This is a genomic window from Corynebacterium guangdongense, assembly GCF_030408915.1.
GTDB lineage: Bacteria > Actinomycetota > Actinomycetes > Mycobacteriales > Mycobacteriaceae > Corynebacterium > Corynebacterium guangdongense.
Window position 1 is genome coordinate 1,060,040 of sequence record NZ_CP047654.1, and the last position, 18,575, is coordinate 1,078,614.

At 68.5% G+C, this 18,575-nt stretch carries 18 protein-coding genes; 11 read left to right on the forward strand and 7 right to left on the reverse strand.

Features of this window, described 5'->3' with window-relative positions; all coding sequences use genetic code 11:
- Positions 1–2: 2 nt before the first annotated feature.
- From folP to CGUA_RS05125, 5 genes are all read left to right on the forward strand, one after another.
- Positions 3–851, forward strand: a complete 849-nt coding sequence (gene folP, locus CGUA_RS05105; protein ID WP_290198005.1) for a dihydropteroate synthase — start codon at positions 3–5, stop codon at positions 849–851.
- Entirely contained in the window at positions 848–1,594 is a 747-nt protein-coding gene (locus CGUA_RS05110) for a glucosyl-3-phosphoglycerate synthase (RefSeq protein ID WP_290198006.1), read from the forward strand. The genes folP and CGUA_RS05110 overlap by 4 nt, the downstream gene beginning before the upstream one ends.
- Positions 1,595–1,623: 29 nt before the next feature.
- A complete protein-coding gene (locus tag CGUA_RS05115; RefSeq protein WP_290198007.1) occupies positions 1,624–1,920 on the forward strand; it encodes a DivIVA domain-containing protein in 297 nt (98 codons plus the stop codon).
- Positions 1,921–2,082: 162 nt separating this feature from the next.
- On the forward strand, positions 2,083–2,253 hold the full coding sequence (locus CGUA_RS05120) for a DUF3117 domain-containing protein (RefSeq protein ID WP_290198008.1): 171 nt from the start codon (positions 2,083–2,085) through the stop codon (positions 2,251–2,253).
- A gap of 116 nt (positions 2,254–2,369) precedes the next feature.
- On the forward strand, positions 2,370–3,236 hold the full coding sequence (locus CGUA_RS05125) for a methyltransferase domain-containing protein (RefSeq protein WP_290198009.1): 867 nt from the start codon (positions 2,370–2,372) through the stop codon (positions 3,234–3,236).
- Here CGUA_RS05125 and CGUA_RS05130 read toward each other — a convergent pair.
- Entirely contained in the window at positions 3,233–4,648 is a 1,416-nt protein-coding gene (locus CGUA_RS05130) for a glycoside hydrolase family 32 protein (RefSeq protein ID WP_290198010.1), read from the reverse strand. The two genes, CGUA_RS05125 and CGUA_RS05130, sit on opposite strands and share 4 nt — an antisense overlap.
- Before the next feature lie 20 nt (positions 4,649–4,668).
- A complete protein-coding gene (gene glgA / locus CGUA_RS05135; protein ID WP_290198011.1) occupies positions 4,669–5,841 on the reverse strand; it encodes a glycogen synthase in 1,173 nt (390 codons plus the stop codon).
- 157 nt (positions 5,842–5,998) lie between these two features.
- Here glgA and glgC point away from each other — a divergent pair, with 157 nt between their 5' ends.
- The gene (gene glgC, locus CGUA_RS05140; protein WP_290198012.1) at positions 5,999–7,228 is read left to right on the forward strand and encodes a glucose-1-phosphate adenylyltransferase; all 1,230 of its coding nucleotides are present in this window, start codon (positions 5,999–6,001) and stop codon (positions 7,226–7,228) included.
- A gap of 84 nt (positions 7,229–7,312) precedes the next feature.
- Here the strand turns inward: glgC and CGUA_RS05145 are convergent, their stop codons facing one another.
- Positions 7,313–7,963 (reverse strand): O-methyltransferase, encoded by a 651-nt coding sequence (locus CGUA_RS05145; RefSeq protein WP_290198013.1) that lies wholly within the window; start codon positions 7,961–7,963, stop codon positions 7,313–7,315.
- 274 nt (positions 7,964–8,237) lie between these two features.
- Here CGUA_RS05145 and sigE point away from each other — a divergent pair, with 274 nt between their 5' ends.
- From sigE to tatB, 3 genes are all read left to right on the forward strand, one after another.
- Complete coding sequence (gene sigE / locus CGUA_RS05150) at positions 8,238–8,864, forward strand: RNA polymerase sigma factor SigE (protein ID WP_290198014.1); 627 nt, start codon at positions 8,238–8,240, stop codon at positions 8,862–8,864.
- 97 nt (positions 8,865–8,961) lie between these two features.
- Positions 8,962–9,387 (forward strand): zf-HC2 domain-containing protein, encoded by a 426-nt coding sequence (locus tag CGUA_RS05155; RefSeq protein ID WP_290198015.1) that lies wholly within the window; start codon positions 8,962–8,964, stop codon positions 9,385–9,387.
- Positions 9,388–9,433: 46 nt separating this feature from the next.
- Complete coding sequence (tatB, locus tag CGUA_RS05160; RefSeq protein ID WP_290198016.1) at positions 9,434–9,964, forward strand: Sec-independent protein translocase protein TatB; 531 nt, start codon at positions 9,434–9,436, stop codon at positions 9,962–9,964.
- Positions 9,965–10,029: 65 nt separating this feature from the next.
- Here the strand turns inward: tatB and CGUA_RS05165 are convergent, their stop codons facing one another.
- From CGUA_RS05165 to CGUA_RS05175, 3 genes are read right to left on the reverse strand one after another with little or no spacing between them, the layout of a single operon-like run.
- Positions 10,030–11,160 carry an Mrp/NBP35 family ATP-binding protein gene (locus tag CGUA_RS05165; RefSeq protein WP_290198017.1) on the reverse strand — a complete coding sequence of 377 codons (1,131 nt, stop codon included), beginning with the start codon at positions 11,158–11,160 and terminating at the stop codon, positions 10,030–10,032.
- Positions 11,161–11,173: 13 nt separating this feature from the next.
- Positions 11,174–11,773 (reverse strand): DUF1003 domain-containing protein, encoded by a 600-nt coding sequence (locus CGUA_RS05170; RefSeq protein WP_290198018.1) that lies wholly within the window; start codon positions 11,771–11,773, stop codon positions 11,174–11,176.
- Entirely contained in the window at positions 11,766–13,097 is a 1,332-nt protein-coding gene (locus tag CGUA_RS05175; protein ID WP_290198019.1) for a magnesium transporter MgtE N-terminal domain-containing protein, read from the reverse strand. The genes CGUA_RS05170 and CGUA_RS05175 overlap by 8 nt, the downstream gene beginning before the upstream one ends.
- 121 nt (positions 13,098–13,218) lie before the next feature.
- Between CGUA_RS05175 and CGUA_RS05180 the strand changes: the two genes are divergently transcribed.
- On the forward strand, positions 13,219–13,749 hold the full coding sequence (locus CGUA_RS05180; protein ID WP_290198020.1) for a general stress protein: 531 nt from the start codon (positions 13,219–13,221) through the stop codon (positions 13,747–13,749).
- An 81-nt stretch (positions 13,750–13,830) separates the two neighbouring features.
- Positions 13,831–14,577 (forward strand): type 2 periplasmic-binding domain-containing protein, encoded by a 747-nt coding sequence (locus CGUA_RS05185; RefSeq protein WP_290198021.1) that lies wholly within the window; start codon positions 13,831–13,833, stop codon positions 14,575–14,577.
- A gap of 174 nt (positions 14,578–14,751) precedes the next feature.
- Here the strand turns inward: CGUA_RS05185 and CGUA_RS05190 are convergent, their stop codons facing one another.
- Entirely contained in the window at positions 14,752–18,462 is a 3,711-nt protein-coding gene (locus CGUA_RS05190; protein ID WP_290198022.1) for a multifunctional oxoglutarate decarboxylase/oxoglutarate dehydrogenase thiamine pyrophosphate-binding subunit/dihydrolipoyllysine-residue succinyltransferase subunit, read from the reverse strand.
- Between the last annotated feature and the right edge of the window lie 113 nt (positions 18,463–18,575).

Sequence of the window (18,575 nt, forward strand, 5' to 3'; positions counted from 1 at the left end):
GGATGGCACCGTCCGAACCTGCCCGCCTCGCCCAGGTGATGGCCATCGTCAACCGCACCCCGGACTCCTTCTACGACCGGGGCGCGACGTGGGGCATCGAGAGTGCCGTGGCACGCTGCGACGAGGTGGTGGCCCAGGGCGCGAGCATCGTCGACATCGGCGGCGTCAAAGCCGGCCCCGGTGACGCCGTGTCCGCGGCCGAGGAGATCGACCGTGTCGTCCCGCTCATCCAGGCGGTCGCGGACCGCCACCCGGGCGTCACGATCTCGGTGGACACCTGGCGCGCCGACGTCGCCGACGTGGCCATCCGTGCCGGGGCCAGTCTCATCAACGACACCTGGGCGGGCTGGGACCCCGAACTCATGGAGGTCGCCGGCGCCCACCGCGTCGGCTACGTCTGTTCGCACACCGGGGGCGTGACCCCGCGCACCCGCCCGCACCGGGTGCACTTCGACGACGTCGTCGCCGACGTCATCGCCGAGACCGGCGCGCTGGCGGAGCGGGCCGTGAGCCTGGGCGTGCCCGAGGAGAAGGTCTTCATTGACCCGACCCATGACTTCGGCAAGAACACCTTCCACGGACTGGAGCTGCTGCGCCGCATCGACGAGATCGTCGCCACCGGCTGGCCGGTGCTCATGGCGCTGTCGAACAAGGACTTCATCGGCGAGACCCTCGCCCGGGGCGTGGGCGAGCGCGTGGCCGGCACCCTGGCCGCCACGGCCTGGTCGGCCGCGCGCGGCGTGGCCGCCTTCCGCGTCCACGAGGTCGCCGAGACCGTCGACGTCATCCGCATGACCGCGGCGATCGCCGGCACCGCCGCGCCGCTGGCGACCGTCCGGGGTCTGGTGTGAGGGTCTCCGTCGTCATCCCGGCGCTCAATGAGGCTCCGACCGTCGGCGCCGTCGTCCGTGCGGTGGCCGCCGAACACCCGTGGGAGATCCTCGTCATCGACGCCGACTCCACCGACGCGACCGCCGAGGAGGCCGCCCGCGCCGGGGCCCGGGTCCTCAACTGGCGCGAGGTGCTGCCGGGGACGGCGCCACGGCCGGGCAAGGGGGAGTCCCTGTGGCGCGGGACGGCGGCCGCCTCCGGGGACGTCGTCGTGTTCGTCGACTCGGACCTCAGCGAGGTGCCGTCCGGCGTCGTCGGCCGGCTGGCGGCGCCCTTCGTCGACGAGCGGATCCAGCTGGTCAACGCCGATTACCGGCGGGGACTCGACGGCGCGCCCACCGGCGGCGGGCGCGTCACCGAGCTGACCGCCAAACCCCTGCTTCGCCTCTACTTCCCGGAGCTGGCCCGGCTCAACCAGCCCCTGGCGGGGGAGTACGCGCTCCGGCGCAGCACGGCCCTCGGGTTGCCGTTCGTGGCCGGCTACGGCGTGGAGGTGGGTCTGCTCATCGACACCCTCCGGGCGCACGGGCCGGGGTCCATCGTGGAGGTGGACCTCGGCCAGCGTCACCACCGCAACCGCCCGTTGCACGAGCTCGGGCCGATGGCCGACGTCGTGGCGGCGACCATCCTCCACCGCGCCGGGCTGCTCCCGGCAGGGGCGGCCGCCCCGGGTGAGCGCGCCCCGCTCTCGGCTATCCTCTAGACGTCCGCCCCCGCCGAAAGGTCTCCACCATGCTCACCTGGCTCCTGCTCATCCTCGTGCTGATCGCGCTGACCATACTCGGCACGTGGTTTTGGGGACGGATATTCGGCCGGGGCGAGGTGCTCCCGCCCATGGACGAACCCGCCAGCGTCATCCGCGACAACCGGGAACTGATCCGCGGCGGGGACGTCGCCGGGGTGCGTTTCGAGATGGTCACCCGTGGCTACCGCCCGGACCAGGTGGACGACGCGATCGCCACCCTGCAGGCGGAGCTGGCCCAGGCGCGTTCCGAACTCACGCAGCCCCGGCCCGATCACCACGCCTAGCCCGTCTGTTTCGGCGACAGCGCAGGCCGGTGCAGATCGGCGACTACCCCCATTGTTCACCGTACTGACCTGGGCCGATGTTTGCATCCCCGCCACCGTACCCAAAAACTGGCGTAAACTGTGGCCATAAGAAGATTGTCACTGAGAAGGAGTCAGTTCGAGATGGCAGCAATGAAGCCGCGTACGGGCAACGGTCCGATGGAGGCTGTGGAGGAAAGTCGCAAGATCGTCATGAGGATCCCTTCAGACGGTGGCGGACGCCTCGTGGTGGAGCTCGACAAGGAAGAGGCCGCTGAGCTCGGCCAGCTCCTGCTGGACTCAGTCGCAGAATAGGCGACCGGCCTACGCCGGGGCCCGATGCACGGCCAACTGACACGACGGCACCCGCCGCCGGGAACCACCCGGAGGCGGGTGCCGTCTCTGTGGGCAAGGAAGTAGAGTGGCTTTTCATGATCGACAACCTGACTGACGTCCTCGCCGATCCGGTCGACGGCACTGCGCTGACCCTCGACGCCCCCGGTGGGCCGCTGCGCTCGGCCGCCGGACGCACCTTCGACGTCGCCGGCACCGGCTACGCCGTGCTGACCCCGGCAGGGCTCGACGAGTCCCTGGGGGATTCCGAGGACATGGTCACCGCCCGCGAGACGTTCCTCTCGCGCGGTCATTTCGCGCCTTTCGTGGAGGCGGTCACCGCGTCGGTGGTGCAGGCGCTTGACGACGCCGAGGTCCCCGACGATCAGCAGGTGACCATCCTCGACGCGGGCGCCGGCACCGGTTTCTACCTCGCGCACACGCTCGATCAGGTGGAGCAGGCCCGCGGCGTCGGCATCGACGTGTCCACCGATGCCGCCAACCTGCTGGCGCAGGCGCATCCGCGGTTGGGCGCGCTCGTCGCCGATCTGGCGGGTCGCCTGCCCGTCCGGGACGCCTCCGTCGACGTCATCACCAGTGTGTTCGCTCCGGTCAATCTTCCGGAGTTCGCGCGTGCCCTGCCGCCCGGAGGACGGCTCATCGTGCTCACCCCGGCGCCGGGGCATCTGGACGAACTGCGGGCCCCGCTGGGCATCGACCTCGTCGACGCCGCCCTGACGGAAGACATCCGCCGGGCGGCTGGGGAGTTCTTCGCGGAGGTCGGCCAGCCCCGGGACGTGGCCTTCCCGATGACGCTGGATCAGGAGTCCATCGCCAACCAGGTGGCGATGAGTCCCTCGGCCCGCGCGATCAATCCGGACGAGCTGCACGAGCGGCTCGACGGGCTTGCGGACCCGATGACGGTCACCGCCCACGGGCTCCTACTGACCCTGCGCCGTCGTTAGCGGGCGTTGCCGGACTGTTCCCAGCTGCGCAGAATCTCGGCGTCGCCCTCGACGGTGACGTCGAGTCCGGCGAAGCCCTCCTCGAAGTAGACGCGTGAGGCCATGGCCACCTGGCCGCCGTCGGCGAAGACCTCCACGGTGGATCCGTCGACGACGACGGTCAGTGAGTCGGAGTCGTCCTCACGCAGCGGGGCGACCGCCGGCGCGGAGGTGTGCGGCTGGCCGGTCATGGAGCGTTCCAGCGTCAGGGTGTCGCCGGAGTGGATGATGCGGGCCGCTTCGGCGCCGGTGCCGTCGGTCAGTGAGACCGTGACCGTCGCGCCCTGCGGAATCTCGCACAGGCCGGTCCACGAGTGGGCGCGACGGGAGGAGGCGACCGAGTTCACCAGGCCCGGCATCGGGGTCTGGTAGAGAATGCCTCCCTGCAGGGTCACGACGCGGGGCAGCGACAGCGCGTTGGCCCACTTGGACTCCTTGAGGGTGCGGTGCTGCGTCGGATCGTCCTGGCGGCCGATGCCGTTGAGCAGTCCGAAGACGATGGCCTCGCGGTTGCGGTCGCCCTCCGGGAGGGTGCCCGGGGTGAACTGCGCCGAGCGTGGGCGCACGAAGTCATGGCCGTAGTCGATGCGGGTGAAGCCGCGTGCGACGGTGAAGACGGTGCCGGTGAGCTGGCCGACGAGGTAGCCCGAGTAGTCGATGCCGTCGCGCTCCAGGGTGACCAGGAGAACGTCGTAGATGAGGTCATCGACCTCGTCGCGCAGGCGCATGATGCGCGGGGCAGTCATGGCGTGGACGGATTCGAGTCCGGTGTCGCCCTCGAAGGTCAGCGGCCCCTCGTAGTTCCAGGTGCGGCCGTCCTCCGAGGAGAGGATGACCGGCACCGGCGCGGCCGTCTCGCCGGTGACCGCGAGCATCAGCCACCCGGCGTGGCCGGCCTCGCGGTCGTTCTCGCGCTCCCAGCCGGGGACGACGGCGGGGGAGCGGAAATCGTGGGCCTCGGCCTGGTCGCCGACGACCTGTCCCTGCCGGATGAGGAAGGGATCGATCGACGACGCCTCGTCGGAGACCTCGCAGGTGCGGGGGATGGAGGTCGCCGAGGCGAGGTGGATGGACGAGGAGGCGCCCACCCCCGAGGTGAAGTAGACGCCGATGCCTTCGCCTTCCGCGACCACCGACCCGGCGCGCAGCGTGGTCTCCGCGCCCTCCGGGGCAAGGACGTCATCGCAGTCGACCCAGTCGAAGGGGCCGTCGGGGCCGATGACGTGGCCCCAGCGGGCGGGGCCGCCGGGCTTCGGCTGGAACTGGTAAAGCATGTGCCAGGTGCCCCGGTCGTTGAGGACGCCGGCGGGTGCGTTGAGGACGCCGGTTTCGGCGGTGACGTGGAGCTCAGGACGATGGATGTCAGAGGTCACGGATAGTCCTTTCTGTAGCGCTAAAGCACGGACTTGTAGACGTCGACGGTCTGCTGGGCGATGGTGGCCCAGGAGAACTTCTCGACGGCCCGGGTCCGACCCGCCGCACCGAATGCCCGGGCGTTGTCGCGGTCGGCGACCATGGCGTTGACCGCCTCGGCGATGCCGCGTTCGAAGGCCTCGGCGTCCTTCTCGTCGTAGTGGACCAGGGTGCCGGTCTCGCCGTCGACGACGACCTCGGGGATGCCGCCGACGTCGGAGGCCACCACGGCCGTGTTGCAGGCCATGGCCTCCAGGTTGACGATGCCCAGCGGCTCGTAGATTGAGGGGCAGACGAAGGTGTCGGAGGAGGAGTAGATCTCCTGGATCTGCGGCTGCGGGAGGTGGTCCTGGATCCAGTAGACGCCCTCGCGGGAGGCCTGGAGCTCCTCGACCAGCTTGCGGGTGCGCTCACCGATTTCCGGGGTGTCCGGGGCGCCGGCGCACAGCACCAGCTGCACCCCCTCGTCGAAGTGGTGGGCCGCCTTGACCAGGTGCTCCACACCCTTCTGGCGGGTGATGCGGCCGACGAAGGAGGCGATCGGGCGATCCGGGTCGATGCCGAGCCGGATCATCACCGAGTCCTCGTCGAAACGCGGGGTCGGGGTCCACACCTGGGTGTCGATGCCGTTGAGGACGACGTGGACCTTGTCGGCGTCGATGCGCGGGTAGGCGTCGAGGATAGCGGTCTTCATGCCGGCCGAGACGGCGATGACCGCGTCGGCGTATTCCATGGCGTTCTTCTCGGACCAGGAGGAGACGTCGTAGCCGCCGCCGAGCTGCTCGCGCTTCCACGGGCGGTGCGGCTCCAGGGAGTGGGCGGTGGCGATGTGCGGAATCCCGTAGAGCTCACCGGTCAGGTGGCCGCCGAGGCCGGCGTACCAGGTGTGGGAGTGGGCGACGTCCAGGTTGTTCGCGGCGTCGGCCATGCGCAGTCCGGTGGACAGCGTCTTGATGGCGGAGTTCGCCTCGGCCAGCTCCGGGTCGACGCCGTGGACGTAGACGCCCTCTTCGTCGCGGGGGCCACCCATGCAGTGGACGTCCACCTCGACCCCGTCGATGTCGCGCATGAAACGGGTCAGCTCGGTAACGTGGACGCCTGCGCCACCGTACACTTCTGGCGGATACTCTTTGGTCATCATTCCGACTCTCATGCCTTAGACAGTAGCCACGATTCCGGGGTCGTGCAGGCGCCTGAAGGGCCCAGGGACGGTCCCGGGCGACGCATCAGGGGGCAGTGACGGGTTAGGGGCAGGGGGAGGGGCGTCGGTCAACTAACGGGAAGCTCTGCGAAGTGTCGACGAACTCAATATGGTGGTGGATGTGAAAACACGACCGAGAGTTCTAGCCATCGTCCTCGCCGGCGGCGAGGGTAAGCGACTATTCCCCCTGACCGAGGACCGCGCGAAGCCTGCAGTGCCATTCGGCGGTACCTACCGCCTGATTGACTTCGTCCTGTCGAACCTCGTCAACGGTGGTTTCGAACGGATCGCGGTCCTGACCCAATACAAGTCTCACTCGCTGGACCGCCACATCTCCCGCGCGTGGAACATCTCCGGGCCGACCGGCTCCTACATCGCCTCGGTGCCGGCCCAGCAGCGTCGCGGAAAGCGCTGGTACAACGGGTCCGCGGACGCCATCGTGCAGTCCCTCAACCTCATCTACGACGACAAGCCGGACTACGTCCTGGTCTTCGGCGCGGACCACGTCTACCGCATGGACCCGTCGCAGATGCTCGAGGACCACATTAAGTCGGGCAAGGCGTGCACCGTCGCGGGCATCCGGGTCCCGCGCGAGGAGGCCACCGCCTTCGGCGTCATCGACGCGGACGAGGACGGCACGATCACCGAGTTCCTGGAGAAGCCGGCCAACCCGCCGGGCACCGCGGATGACCCGAGCCAGGCCTACGCCTCCATGGGCAACTACATCTTCACCACCGAGCCGTTCATTGAGGCGCTGCTCAAGGACGAACTCGATGAAGAGTCCGACCATGACATGGGCGGGAACATCATCCCGAACTTCGTGGCGGAGGGCGAGGCCCACGTCTACGACTTCTCCGCCAACGCGGTCCCGGGCGCGACCGACCGCGACCGTGGCTACTGGCGTGACGTCGGCACCATCGATTCCTACTACGAGGCGCACATGGACCTGATCTCGGTCCACCCGGTGTTCAACCTCTACAACACGACCTGGCCGATTCACTCAACCGACGACGCGAACCTCCCCCCGGCGAAGTTCGTGCAGGGCGGCATCGCGCAGTCCTCCATGGTGGCGCCGGGTTCGATCGTCTCCGGAGGCACGGTCCGCAACTCGGTGATCTCCTCCGGCGTCCGCATCGAGGAAGGCGCCACCGTCGAAGGCTCCGTCCTGCTGCCGGGTGTGCGTGTCGGCAAGGGGGCGGTGGTGCGCCACGCCATCCTGGACAAGAACGTCTACGTCCGGGAGGGCGAGATCGTCGGCGTCGACGCGGCGCGTGATGAGGCCCGCTTCAAGGTCTCTGCGGGTGGCGTGGTCGTCGTCGGCAAGAACGGCATCGTCTAGCGGCCGGTTGCATTCGTCAAGCACGAGGGGCGGGCGTCGGGAAGCATGCTTCCCGACGCCCGCCCCTCGCGTCTGCGCCGTGCCCTAACGCAGGCGGGTGATCAGGGTGAGGCCCGCACCCAGCGGCAGGCGGGTGACCTGGGCGTCGGTCAGCTCGAGGGCCTTGGCGTCGGCCTCACGCGCGCCGGCGGTGTCCCGGTCGGTGCGGGTCTGGTCGGCGATGGTGCCGTCCAGCAGCGAGTCGGCCAGCACGAGGGTGCCGCCGACGGTGAGCAGGGACCAGGCGCTGTCGATGACGGCGGACAGATCCATCGGGGACACGTCGGCGTAGACGACCTGGTAGGTGTCGCTGGCCAGCCGCCCCATCACCTCGAGGGGGCGGGCGGTGAGGAAACGGGCGCGGGCGGCGGCGTAGCCGGCGTCGCGGAAGGTGGCCTTGGCCTGGTTGTTGTGTGTGGCCTCGGGGTTGATGCAGGTCAACACGCCCTTCTCGGGCAGGGCGTCGAGGAAGTACAGGCCCACGACGTTGGCCGCCGAGGTGATGGCGACGACGTTGGCGTCGGCACGCCCGGCGGTGGCGGTGGCGGTCAGGGTCGCCAGCAGCTGGCCGACGGCCTCGTCGGGCGCGGTCACGCCGAACTCCTCCGCCTCGCGCCGCGCGGCCACGAACGCGTCGCCGCGCGCGCTGGTCGATCCGATGTATTTGCTCAGAGCCTCAAATGCCGTGTCAGTCACACAGCCCAGTCTAGGCAGTGAGGTATGGGGGCCGGTGCAGGTCCTCCCCATCGCCACGAAAATAGTGACGGGTGTGGTTGGGGTGACGACAGGGGCACCCGGGAGGACGTATTCCCAAGTCCCCGGGGTGATTCGGCCATTCACAGAGTTCTATCAGTCCATCGTGTGGCATTCCGGATGCGGATCCGAGACAATATCACCTATGGATAAGGCAGCCCGCTCGACCGCTTCGCCCGCAGAGGACCCCCACCCTGTCGGGGGAGACGGAGATCACGTGCGGGGACCCGGCGCGGACGGACTGCTCGAGGGGGACGAAGAGGCTGCGGAGCTGACCGGCACCGACGCCTTTGACGCCGGCCAGGGTGAGATGCCGAGTTGGGGTGAACTGGTCGCCGAGCACGCGGACAGCGTGTACCGGCTCGCCTACCGCCTCTCGGGCAACCCGCAGGACGCGGAGGACCTGACCCAGGAGACGTTCATGCGCGTCTTCCGTTCCCTGAAGAAGTACCAGCCCGGCACTTTCCGCGGCTGGCTGCACCGCATCACCACCAACCTCTTCCTCGACATGGTCCGCCACCGCAGCAAGATCCGCATGGAGGCGCTGCCGGAGGACTACGAGCGGGTTCCCGGCACGGACATGACCCCGGAGCAGGCGTACAGCGTCTCCAACCTGGACCCCACGCTGCAGGCCGGGCTGGATGAGCTGGGCCCGAACTATCGCGTCGCCGTCGTCCTGTGTGACGTGGTGGGCATGAGCTACGACGAGATCGCCGAGACCCTGGGCGTGAAGATGGGCACCGTCCGCTCCCGCATCCACCGGGGCCGTACCCAGCTGCGTGAGTACATCGAGGCCGCCGCCGAGCACAATGAGGACGCCAAGCTGCTGATTCGTACCCGCTGAGCGGGGTTTCGGCGGGGACGGCGCCCCGTGTTTAGGATGGAGTGAGATTGAACCGATCCCCGCGCGGCGGGATGGGCTGGGAGGTGCTGGCACGTAAATGATGATGAACTCGGCATTCCACGCGTTCGCTGACGACCGGCTGGGTTCCGCGCGGTACCGGCGGGCCCGCAAGAAGCGCACCTTCACCTCCGTGGAGCACCTCAGCCCGGAGGCGGTCGCGGCCTTCGCGGACGGTGAGATGGCGGAGACCGCCGCCCACCGCGCCCGCGTCCATCTGGTGCAGTGCCATGACTGCCGGATGCAGACCCACCGCCAGCGCGGCGCCAGCGCGCTCCTGCGCCAGCACAACTCCTCCGAGGAGGTCCGGGCCCCGAAGGATCTCATCGCCCGGCTCACCGGGATCGCCATGGGTCCCCAGGCCGATGGGCCCGGGGCGGACACGGTGCCCTGCGCCAAGCCGGAGGATTTTCTCGATAGGGTCGAGACGATGCTGCGCGCTTTCCGGCGTCTGCACGGCCGCTGAGCCCGCTCGGTGAGCGCCGTCGTTACTGAGTCACTAAGGTGAGTGTGTGTTTTCCAATATTGGCTGGGGCGAGATATTCGCCATTGCGGTCATCGCCGTCATCGTCATCGGGCCCGAGCGACTTCCGGGAGTGATCAAGGACGTCCGTGCCGCCATCTATGCGGCGCGCAAGGCGATCCGCAATGCCCGGGTGGAACTGGACGGGACCCTCGACGAGTTCGAGGAGCTCAAGGCGCCGATCGCCCAGGCCGCCGAATGGGGACGGATGGGCCCGCGGGCGGCGATCTCCAAGGCGCTCTTCGACGGTGACGAGGAGTTCATGGACGAGTTCGACCCCCGCAGGCAGATGAAGGACGCCGGTCTGGACACCTCCGTCAGCCCGAAGGAGGCGATGCGCCGCTCCCTGAAGCGCCAGGACGAGGCGGAGGCGGCCCAGGCCCCGCGACCGTCCCAGCCCGCGCCGCCGAAGTCCCCGCCGCCGCAGAACCCCACCCACCAGGCCCCGCCGCCGGGCCAGGGGGAGGGCAACGGCAATTACGAGACCGGTGGCGGCTTCTCCTGGGCAGACATCACTTAAGGTCCGCAGACACCGAAAACCCGGTGCCCTGAGGGGAGGGCACCGGGTTTTCGGTGTTGTGCGCGCTACCTGCGGGTCACGCCCAGGCCGAGCGACTTCCCGGCCAGGGAGTCCTTGCGCATGACCAGCTGGTCGACGATGGCGCCGACGGCGGCGGCAGCGGGGGAGTCCTTCTCGGTGATGGCCACCGGGGTTCCCTCGTCGCCGTGGATGCGCAGTCGCGGATCCAGCGGCACCTGGCCCAGCAGCGGGACGGCGGCGCCGGTCAGGGTCGACAGGCGGTCGGCGACGGTCTGGCCGCCCCCGGAGCCGAAGACGTCGAGGATGCTGCCGTCCTCGAGCACCATGGCGGACATGTTCTCGATGACGCCGGTGATGCGCTGGTGGGTCTGCTGGCTCATGGAACCGGCGCGCTCGGCGACCTCCGCGGCCGCCTGCTGCGGGGTGGTCACGATGAGCAGCTCGGCGTTGGGCACGAGCTGAGCGACCGAGAGGGCGACGTCGCCGGTTCCCGGGGGCAGGTCCATGAGCAGGAAGTCGAGATCGCCCCAGAAGACGTCGCCGAGGAACTGCTGGATGGCGCGGTGCAGCATAGGGCCACGCCAGACGACGGGCGCGTTGCCGTCGACGAACTGGCCGATGGAGATGTGCTTCACGCCGTGGGAGATCGGCGGCATGATCATGTCGTCGACGACGGTCGGCTTCTGATCGGAGCCCATCAGGCCCGGGATGGAGTGGCCGTAGATGTCGGCGTCCAGGACGCCGACCTTGAACCCGCGCTCGGCCAGGGCGACGGCGAGGTTGACGGTCATGGAGGACTTGCCGACTCCGCCCTTGCCCGAGGCGACGGCGAAGACGCGGGTGGTGGAGTCCGGCTGGGCGAAGGGGATGACCGGCTCGTGGGCGTCGCCACGCAGGCTGTTGCGCAGTTCACGGCGCTGCTCGTCGCTCATCACGTCCATGGCCACGGTCACGGAACCGACGCCCTCCAGCTCCTCGAGGACGGCACGGGTGTTGGACTGGATGGTGTCGCGCATCGGGCAGCCGGCGATGGTGAGGTAGACCTCGACGGACACGTCGGCGCCGTCGATGCCGATGGACTTGACCATTCCCAGGTCCGTGATCGGCTTGCCGATCTCCGGATCCTCGACGCGGGAGAGCGCGGAGCGCACGGAAGATTCAGTAATTGTTGTCATGGTGCCAACTATCTTAGCTACGGTCTTTATCGTTGTTAATTGCGGTGTCCTCGCCGGAGTCGATGACGTCGCCGCCGACCGGTTCGGACAGGTCCTCCGGAGAATCATTGACCTCCGCGCTGACGTCGTCAAGCTTTGCTTCCATGCGCTCGAGCAGGGACTTGATGTCCTCGAGTTCGTGGCGCAGGTAGTCGCGGGTAACGGTCTCACCCAGGTTCATGCGCACGCTGGCGAGCTCACGGGCGAGGAACTCGGTGTCCGCCTTCGTCTGCTCGTTGCGGCGGCGGTCGGCGGCGACGGTGACCTCGTCGCGGTCGGCCTGCCGGTTCTGCGCCAGCAGGATCAGCGGGGCGGAATAGGCCGCCTGCGTGGAGAAGGCGAGGTTGAGCAGGATGAAGGGGTAGGGGTCCCAGTTCCACCAGTAGCCGCCGATGTTCAGCGCAATCCAGACGATGACGAAGATCGTCTGCCACATGAGGTAGCGGCCGGTGCCGAAGAAGCGGGCGACACGTTCGGCGGCGGCTCCGATCACGTCGTCGTCGAGGCGGACGAGCTTGCGGCGGCGCTTCAGGCCGGTGGGCATCGACAGGTCGTCGCGGGCGAACTCAGCCACGGCGCTTCACCTCCCTCCTCCGGCGCGCGGGCGGGAAGGGACGCGGGGTCGGGTCGTCGGGCCGGATCCCGTCCTCGCGCCAGTTCTCCGGAAGCAGGTGATCGAGCAGGTCGTCGACGGCGACCGCACCCAGCAGGTGGTTGTTCTCGTCGAGGACGGGGCCGCAGACCAGGTTGTAGGTGGCGAAGTAGCGCGCGGCGGTGGCGTGATCGTCGTCGACGCGCAGGGCCGGCAGCTCCGGGTCGAGGATGCCGCCGATCAGCATGCTCGGGGGCTCGCGCAGCAGCCGCTGCAGGTGGATGCAGCCGAGGTAGGAGCCGGTCGGGGTGGCGGTGGGGGCGCGGGTGACGAAGATCAGGGAGGACAGCGACACCGGCAGATCCGGGTTGCGTACGTGGGCCAGCGCCTCGGCGACGGTCGTCTGCGGCGAGAGGATGACCGGTTCCGGGGTCATCAACGCGCCGACGGTGTCCTCGGAGAAGCCCATCATGCGGCGCACCGGGGCGGACTCGTCCGGGTCCATGAGCTCGAGGAGGACCTCCGCCTTGGACTCGTCGAGGTCCTGGAGGATGTCGGCGGCGTCGTCCGGGTCCATCTCCTCGAGGATGTCGGCGGCCCGCTCGATGTCGAGGGCCTCAATCATCTCCGCCTGGTCGTCCTCGGGCAGCTCGGCGACGATGTCGGCCAGGCGCTCGTCGTTGAGCTGGTAGGCGAGCTTGTTGCGCTCGGCGTCGGTGAGCTCGTTGATGTAGCTGGCGACGTCGGCCGGGCGCATGTCGTCGAGCGCGGCGATGGTCTCGACCATGGAGGAGTCGGCGGCCTGCGCGGGCGCCGAGAGGCCGTGGACGTGGCGCCAGTCGACGATGTTGAGCTCGGAGGTGCGCCCGAAGGTGCCGCGCTTGCCGATGACGGCCACCCGGGAGATGACCCAGTCGCGGGTGCGGGTGCGCTCCAGCTCGATGTCCGCGATCTCGACGGCGGAGCCGTGCAGCTGCGGCTCGTCCGGGTCGTCGGTGTGCACACGGGTGCCGATGATGTCGCCGATGACGGTCTGCTCGCCGACGCGCGGCCGGAACTGGCGCATCGAGACCTGCCCCGAGACCAGGGTGATGTCACCCGGCTCAATGGCGGCGATGCGCAGCATCGGCAGGAAGATCCGCTGTTTGGTGGTCAGCTCCACGACCAGGCCCACGGCCCGGGAGTCGCGGGGATAGGCGCGCAACGCGATCACGACGTCGCGCACCCGGCCGATCACCTCGAAGTCGGGGCCACGGACCTGCAGGCCGGCCAGGCGGCCGGCGTAGACGCGTGTCAGGGTACTCATGAGGGCCAAGTTTAGACCCCCGCCGCCCGGAACAAATTACCCGGGAAAACCGTTGAATCCGTGCGGGAGAATTTATTCCCCACTTTGACGATTATGAACGTATTCGAAAGGTAAACACGATATGGCAACCAGGAATCCGGTCCCCTCACCCATGGAACGCCCCGCCGGCTGGCCGGTCGGCTCCTTCAACACCTACGCCGAAGCCCAGGCCGCGGTCGACAACCTCTCCGACCGCTCCTTCCCGGTGGAGAACCTCTCCATCGTCGGTGTCGACCTCATCCAGGTCGAGAAAGTCACCGGCCGCCTGACCTGGGGCAAAGTCCTCGGCGGCGGCGCCCTCTCCGGCGCCTGGATGGGCCTGTTCTTCGGCGTCCTCTTCGCCGTGTTCAGCCCCACGGTCTGGGGCCCGATCCTCTTCGGCCTGATCATCGGCGCGATCTTCGGCATGGTCTTCGCCGGCGTCAGCTACGCCCTGACGGGCGGTGACCGCGACTTCACCTCCATGACCCAGATCGTGGCCGGCCGCTACGACGTCATCTCCGCGCCGGAGCACGCCACCCGCGCCCGCGACATGATCGCCGAGATGGGCGTCGGCCCTCGCCGCAGCCCGCAGGAGAACCCCTACGAGGCGCCGCGGGACCCGCAGAACTAGTCCGGTCCACATCCTCGGGCAGCCACCGGATACACTCGCTCGGGAGAAACGCCCGACCGCTTCCGCACCCCCAGGAGAACCATGATCCGCCGCCGTCAGACCAGCCGCCGCCTTGGTGCACTGACCGCGGCGGTCGTGATTTCCCTGGGGGCCCTGACCGCCTGCGCTGAGCACGAGCCCCGCCGCGACCACCAGCTGGACCGCGAGCGGGCCGTGACCATCTCGGTCAACGCCAACTCCCTGGAGCAGCTCGTCCTGGGCGAGGTCTACCAGCGCATCCTGGCCCACGAGGGCCGCCAGACGGTGCTGGTCATGGAGGATGACATCACCGTCTCCGGGCGCATGGACCGCCTGGCGGAGGGCCGGGCCGACTTCATCATCGGCTGCACCGGCGACCTGCTCGGCGTGGTCAACCCCACCACCGCCGAGGAGCTCGTCGAGTCCCTCGAGTCCGCCGACACCCCCGCCGAGGAGGCGTCAGCGGCGGACGAGGTCTACCGGGCCTTCGTCGGCTCCCTGCCGACCTACACCACCACGACCGACCCCTCGCCGGCTCAGGGCTGCACGGCCGGCCAGGAGGCGGATCTGCCGCAGAACATCGTCCCGGTCTTCCGCGCCGCCATGCTCGACGGCTCCGAGGTCGCGGCGGTTCAGGGGGTGACCAAGCTGATGACCACCGCGGACGTCAGCGACATGCTGGAGTACGCGCGGGGCACTGACGACGTCACCAAGGCGGTCGACTGGTGGATCAACGCCAACAACGTCCTGCCCGCCGAGGCTGACGACGAACGCGAGGAGGAGTCACCGAACTACCTCTACCAGCCCTGATTTGGCCCACCTCCGGCCGCCCCCGGCACCGTCGGTGCCGGGGGTCAACTGTGTCAGGCCCCGGCCGAGGCGTCCCCTCTGGTGATTCCGGGCAGTCGGCGAACGCCGCCGTGCGGAAAACCGCGAACGCCCCGTCCGGATGGACGGGGCGTTCGGGCGTCGGCAAGCTCCGGACTACTTGCGGAAGGCGGCCTCCAGGAGGGCCTTCTGCTCGATCTGGTGGACCTTGGCGATACCGGTCGCGGTCGAGGACTGCGCACGGCGGGAGATGCGCTTCATGCGCGGCATCTCGGGGATGAGCTCATGCAGGTGCTCGTTGTAGAACGGCCAGGCACCCTGGTTGGCCGGCTCGTCCTGGACCCAGCGGATGTCGTTGACGTTCGGGTAGAAGGCCAGCGCGTCGCGGATGCGGTTGAACGGGATCGGGTGCAGCATCTCGATGCGGACGATCGCGACGTCCTCGCGGCCCTCCTCCTGACGCTTGGCCTCGAGCTCGTAGTAGATCTTGCCCGTGCAGAACATCAGGTGGGTGATCTTGTCGGTGTCGCCGACCTTGTTGCCCTCGCGGTCGACCAGGCGCGGGTCGTTGATGACCGACTGGAACTTCTTGACGTCGGTGAAGTCGGCGACCTCGGAGGCGGCGGCCTTGTTGCGCAGCATCGACTTCGGGGTGAAGACGACCAGCGGACGGGACATGGTGCCCATCGCGTGGCGGCGCAGCAGGTGGAAGTGGTTGGCCGCGGTGGACGGCTGCGCGACGGTCATGGAACCCTCGGCGGTCATCTGCAGGAAGCGCTCGATGCGCGCGGAGGAGTGGTCCGGGCCCTGGCCCTCGTAGCCGTGCGGCAGGAGGAGGATGAGCTTGGACAGCTGGCCCCACTTGGCCTCGCCGGAGGAGACGTACTCGTCGATGATGGTCTGGGCGCCGTTGGCGAAGTCACCGAACTGGGCCTCCCAGGCGACGACGGCGTCAAGGTTGCCGACGGAGTAGCCGTACTCGAAGCCCATGCCGGCGAACTCGGTCAGCGCCGAGTTGTAGACCAGGAACTTGCCGCCCTTGCCGGAATCCTGCGCGACGGCGTCCATCGGGTTGTACTCGGCGCCGGTCTCCGGGTCGACGGCGACGGCGTGACGCTGGGTGAAGGTGCCGCGGCGGGAGTCCTCTCCGGCGAGACGAACGAGCTTGCCGTCGCCGGCCAGGGAACCGAATGCGAGGAGCTCGCCCCAGCCCCAGTCGATGCCGCCCTTCTCGAAGGAGGCGGCGCGGGCCTTGGCCACGCGCTCGACGCGCTTGTGGTAGTTAAAGCCCTCCGGCGGGTTGCCGTAGGCCTCGGCCAGCTTCTGGAACTGCTCACGGGTGATGGAGGTGTCCAGGTCACGGGACAGCGCCTGGGAGGAGGTGATGCCGTACTGCTCGGCCGGGGTACCCTCCTCGCCCTGCTTGACCTCGTTGAAGACGGACTCCATCTGGTCGTTGAAGTCGCGGGCGGCGGCCTCGATCTCGTCCTCGGTCAGGTCGCCGCGGCCGATGAGCTGGTCGGTGTACTTGGCGCGGACGGTCGGACGGTTGTCGATGAGCTCGTAGAGCTGCGGCTGGGTCATCGACGGGTCATCGGCCTCGTTGTGGCCGCGGCGGCGGTAGCAGATGAGGTCGATGAAGACGTCCTTGCCGAAGCGACGGCGGTACTCCGTGGCCAGGCGGGCGACCCAGACGACGGCCTCCGGGTCATCGCCGTTGACGTGGAAGACCGGGGTGTCGAAGCCCTTGGCCAGGTCGGTGGCGTAGTAGGTGGAGCGGGAGGAGTCCGGGGTGGTGGTGAAGCCGACCTGGTTGTTGACGATGACGTGGACGGTGCCGCCGACGTCGTAGCCGCGCAGCTTGGAGATGTTGATGGTCTCCTGGACCACGCCGAGGCCGGCGAAGGAGGCGTCGCCGTGCAGCATCAGCGGAACGACGGTGTAGCCCTCCTCGGTGTCGCCCTTGTCCAGGATGTCCTGCTTGGCGCGGGCCAGGCCGACGAGGACCGGGTCCACGGCCTCGAGGTGGGAGGGGTTCGCGGTCAGGGAGACGTCGATCTCGCCGTCGCCGAACATCTGCACGTACTCGCCCTCGGAGCCGAGGTGGTACTTCACGTCGCCGGAGCCGCCGTCCTGGCCGCCGGTCATCTTGCCCTCGAACTCGTGGAAGATGTTGGCCAGCGGCTTGCCGACGATGTTGAACAGGACGTTGAGGCGGCCGCGGTGCGGCATGCCGATGACGACCTCGTCGAGGCCCTGGCCGGCGGCGGTGTCGATGACGGCGTCCATCAGCGGGATGAGCGCCTCGGCGCCCTCGAGGGAGAAGCGCTTCTGGCCGACGTACTTGGTCTGCAGGAAGTTCTCGAACGCCTCCGCGGAGTTCAGCTTCTGCAGGATGTACTTCTTCTCCGCGGTGGTCGGGGTCGGCATGCCGGCCTCGAGACGCTCCTGCAGCCACTCGCGCTCGTCGCGGTCGAGGATGTGGGTGTACTCGGTGCCGACCTTGAGGGTGTAGGCCTCACGCAGGGTGGTGAGGACCTCACGCAGGGTCATGCGCTCGCGGCCGACGAAGCCGCCGACGTTGAACTGGCGGTCCAGATCCCAGATGGACAGGCCGTGGGTGCGCATGTCCAGATCGCGGTGATCCGGAATGGCCAGGCCCGGCTGCTGCCAGCTGAGCGGGTTGGAGTCGGCGATGAGGTGGCCGCGGGCGCGGTAGGCCTCGATCAGCTGCTGGACGCGGGTGTTCTTGTCGATGCCGTGGTCCGGGACGTCCTGGGACCAGCGCAGCGGGGCGAAGGGGACGCCCATCGACTCGAAGATGTGGTCCCAGAACTTGTCGTCGATGAGCAGCTGGGAAATGGTGCGCAGGAACTCGCCGGACTCCGCACCCTGGATGACTCGGTGGTCGTAGGTGGAGGTCAGGGTGACGAGCTTGCCGATGCCCAGCTCGGCCAGACGGTCCTCGGAGGAGCCGGCGAACTCGGCCGGGTAGTCCATGGCGCCGACGCCGACGATGGTGCCCTGGCCCTTGGTCAGGCGCGGGATGGAGTGGCGGGTGCCGATGCCGCCCGGGTTGGTCAGGGAGATGGTCACACCCTGGTAGTCGTCGAGCTTGAGACCGCCGGTCTGGGAGCGCTTGACGATGTCGTCATAGCCCTCGACGAACTCCGCGAAGGACATCTTCTCGGTTTCCTTGATGGCGGCGACCACGAGCGCGCGGGAGCCGTCCTTCTGCGGAAGGTCGATGGCCAGGCCCAGGTTGATGTGCTCCGGGTTGACGACGGTGGGCTTGCCGGCCTCGTCGACCTCGTAGCGGACGTTCATGTCCGGGTGGTTCATGGTGGCGCGAACCAGCGCGTAACCGATGACGTGCGTGAAGGAGATCTTGCCGCCGCCGACGCGCTTGAGATGACCGTTGACCAGCGCGCGGTTCTCGAACATGAGCTTGACCGGCATGTCGCGGACCGTGGTGGCGGTCGGCAGCTCGAGGGACTCGTCCATGTTCTTGGCGATGGCCTTGAACATGCCCTTCAGCGCCTTGGCGCCGGCCTCGGGAGCGTCCTTGGCCTTGTCCATCGGCGAAGGCTTCTCCTTCTTGGCGGGCTTGACCGGCTTGGACGCCTCCTGCTTGGCGGCCTTCTCGGACTGCTTGTCGGCGCCGGTGCCCTCCGGAGCCGGAGTGGCCTGGGGACGCTGAGCGGAAGCGGATGCGCCGGCGGAAGACTGCTCTGCGGTCTTCGGGGCACCGTTCTTCTCGAACAGCTCCTTCCATTCGGCGCCGACCGAGTTCGGGTCCTGCTTAAACTGCTGGTACATCTCATCAACCAGCCACTGATTCTGGCCGAAAGTGCTAGCACTGCTCACGGCAGAGGGTCTCCTCTTGGTTTGGTTCGCTTGTGGGGACATAGATGGGCTAAATCCCCACTCTAGATCTCCCCACGACCCTAATGCTTCACCCCCCTGGGCAACCATGATCC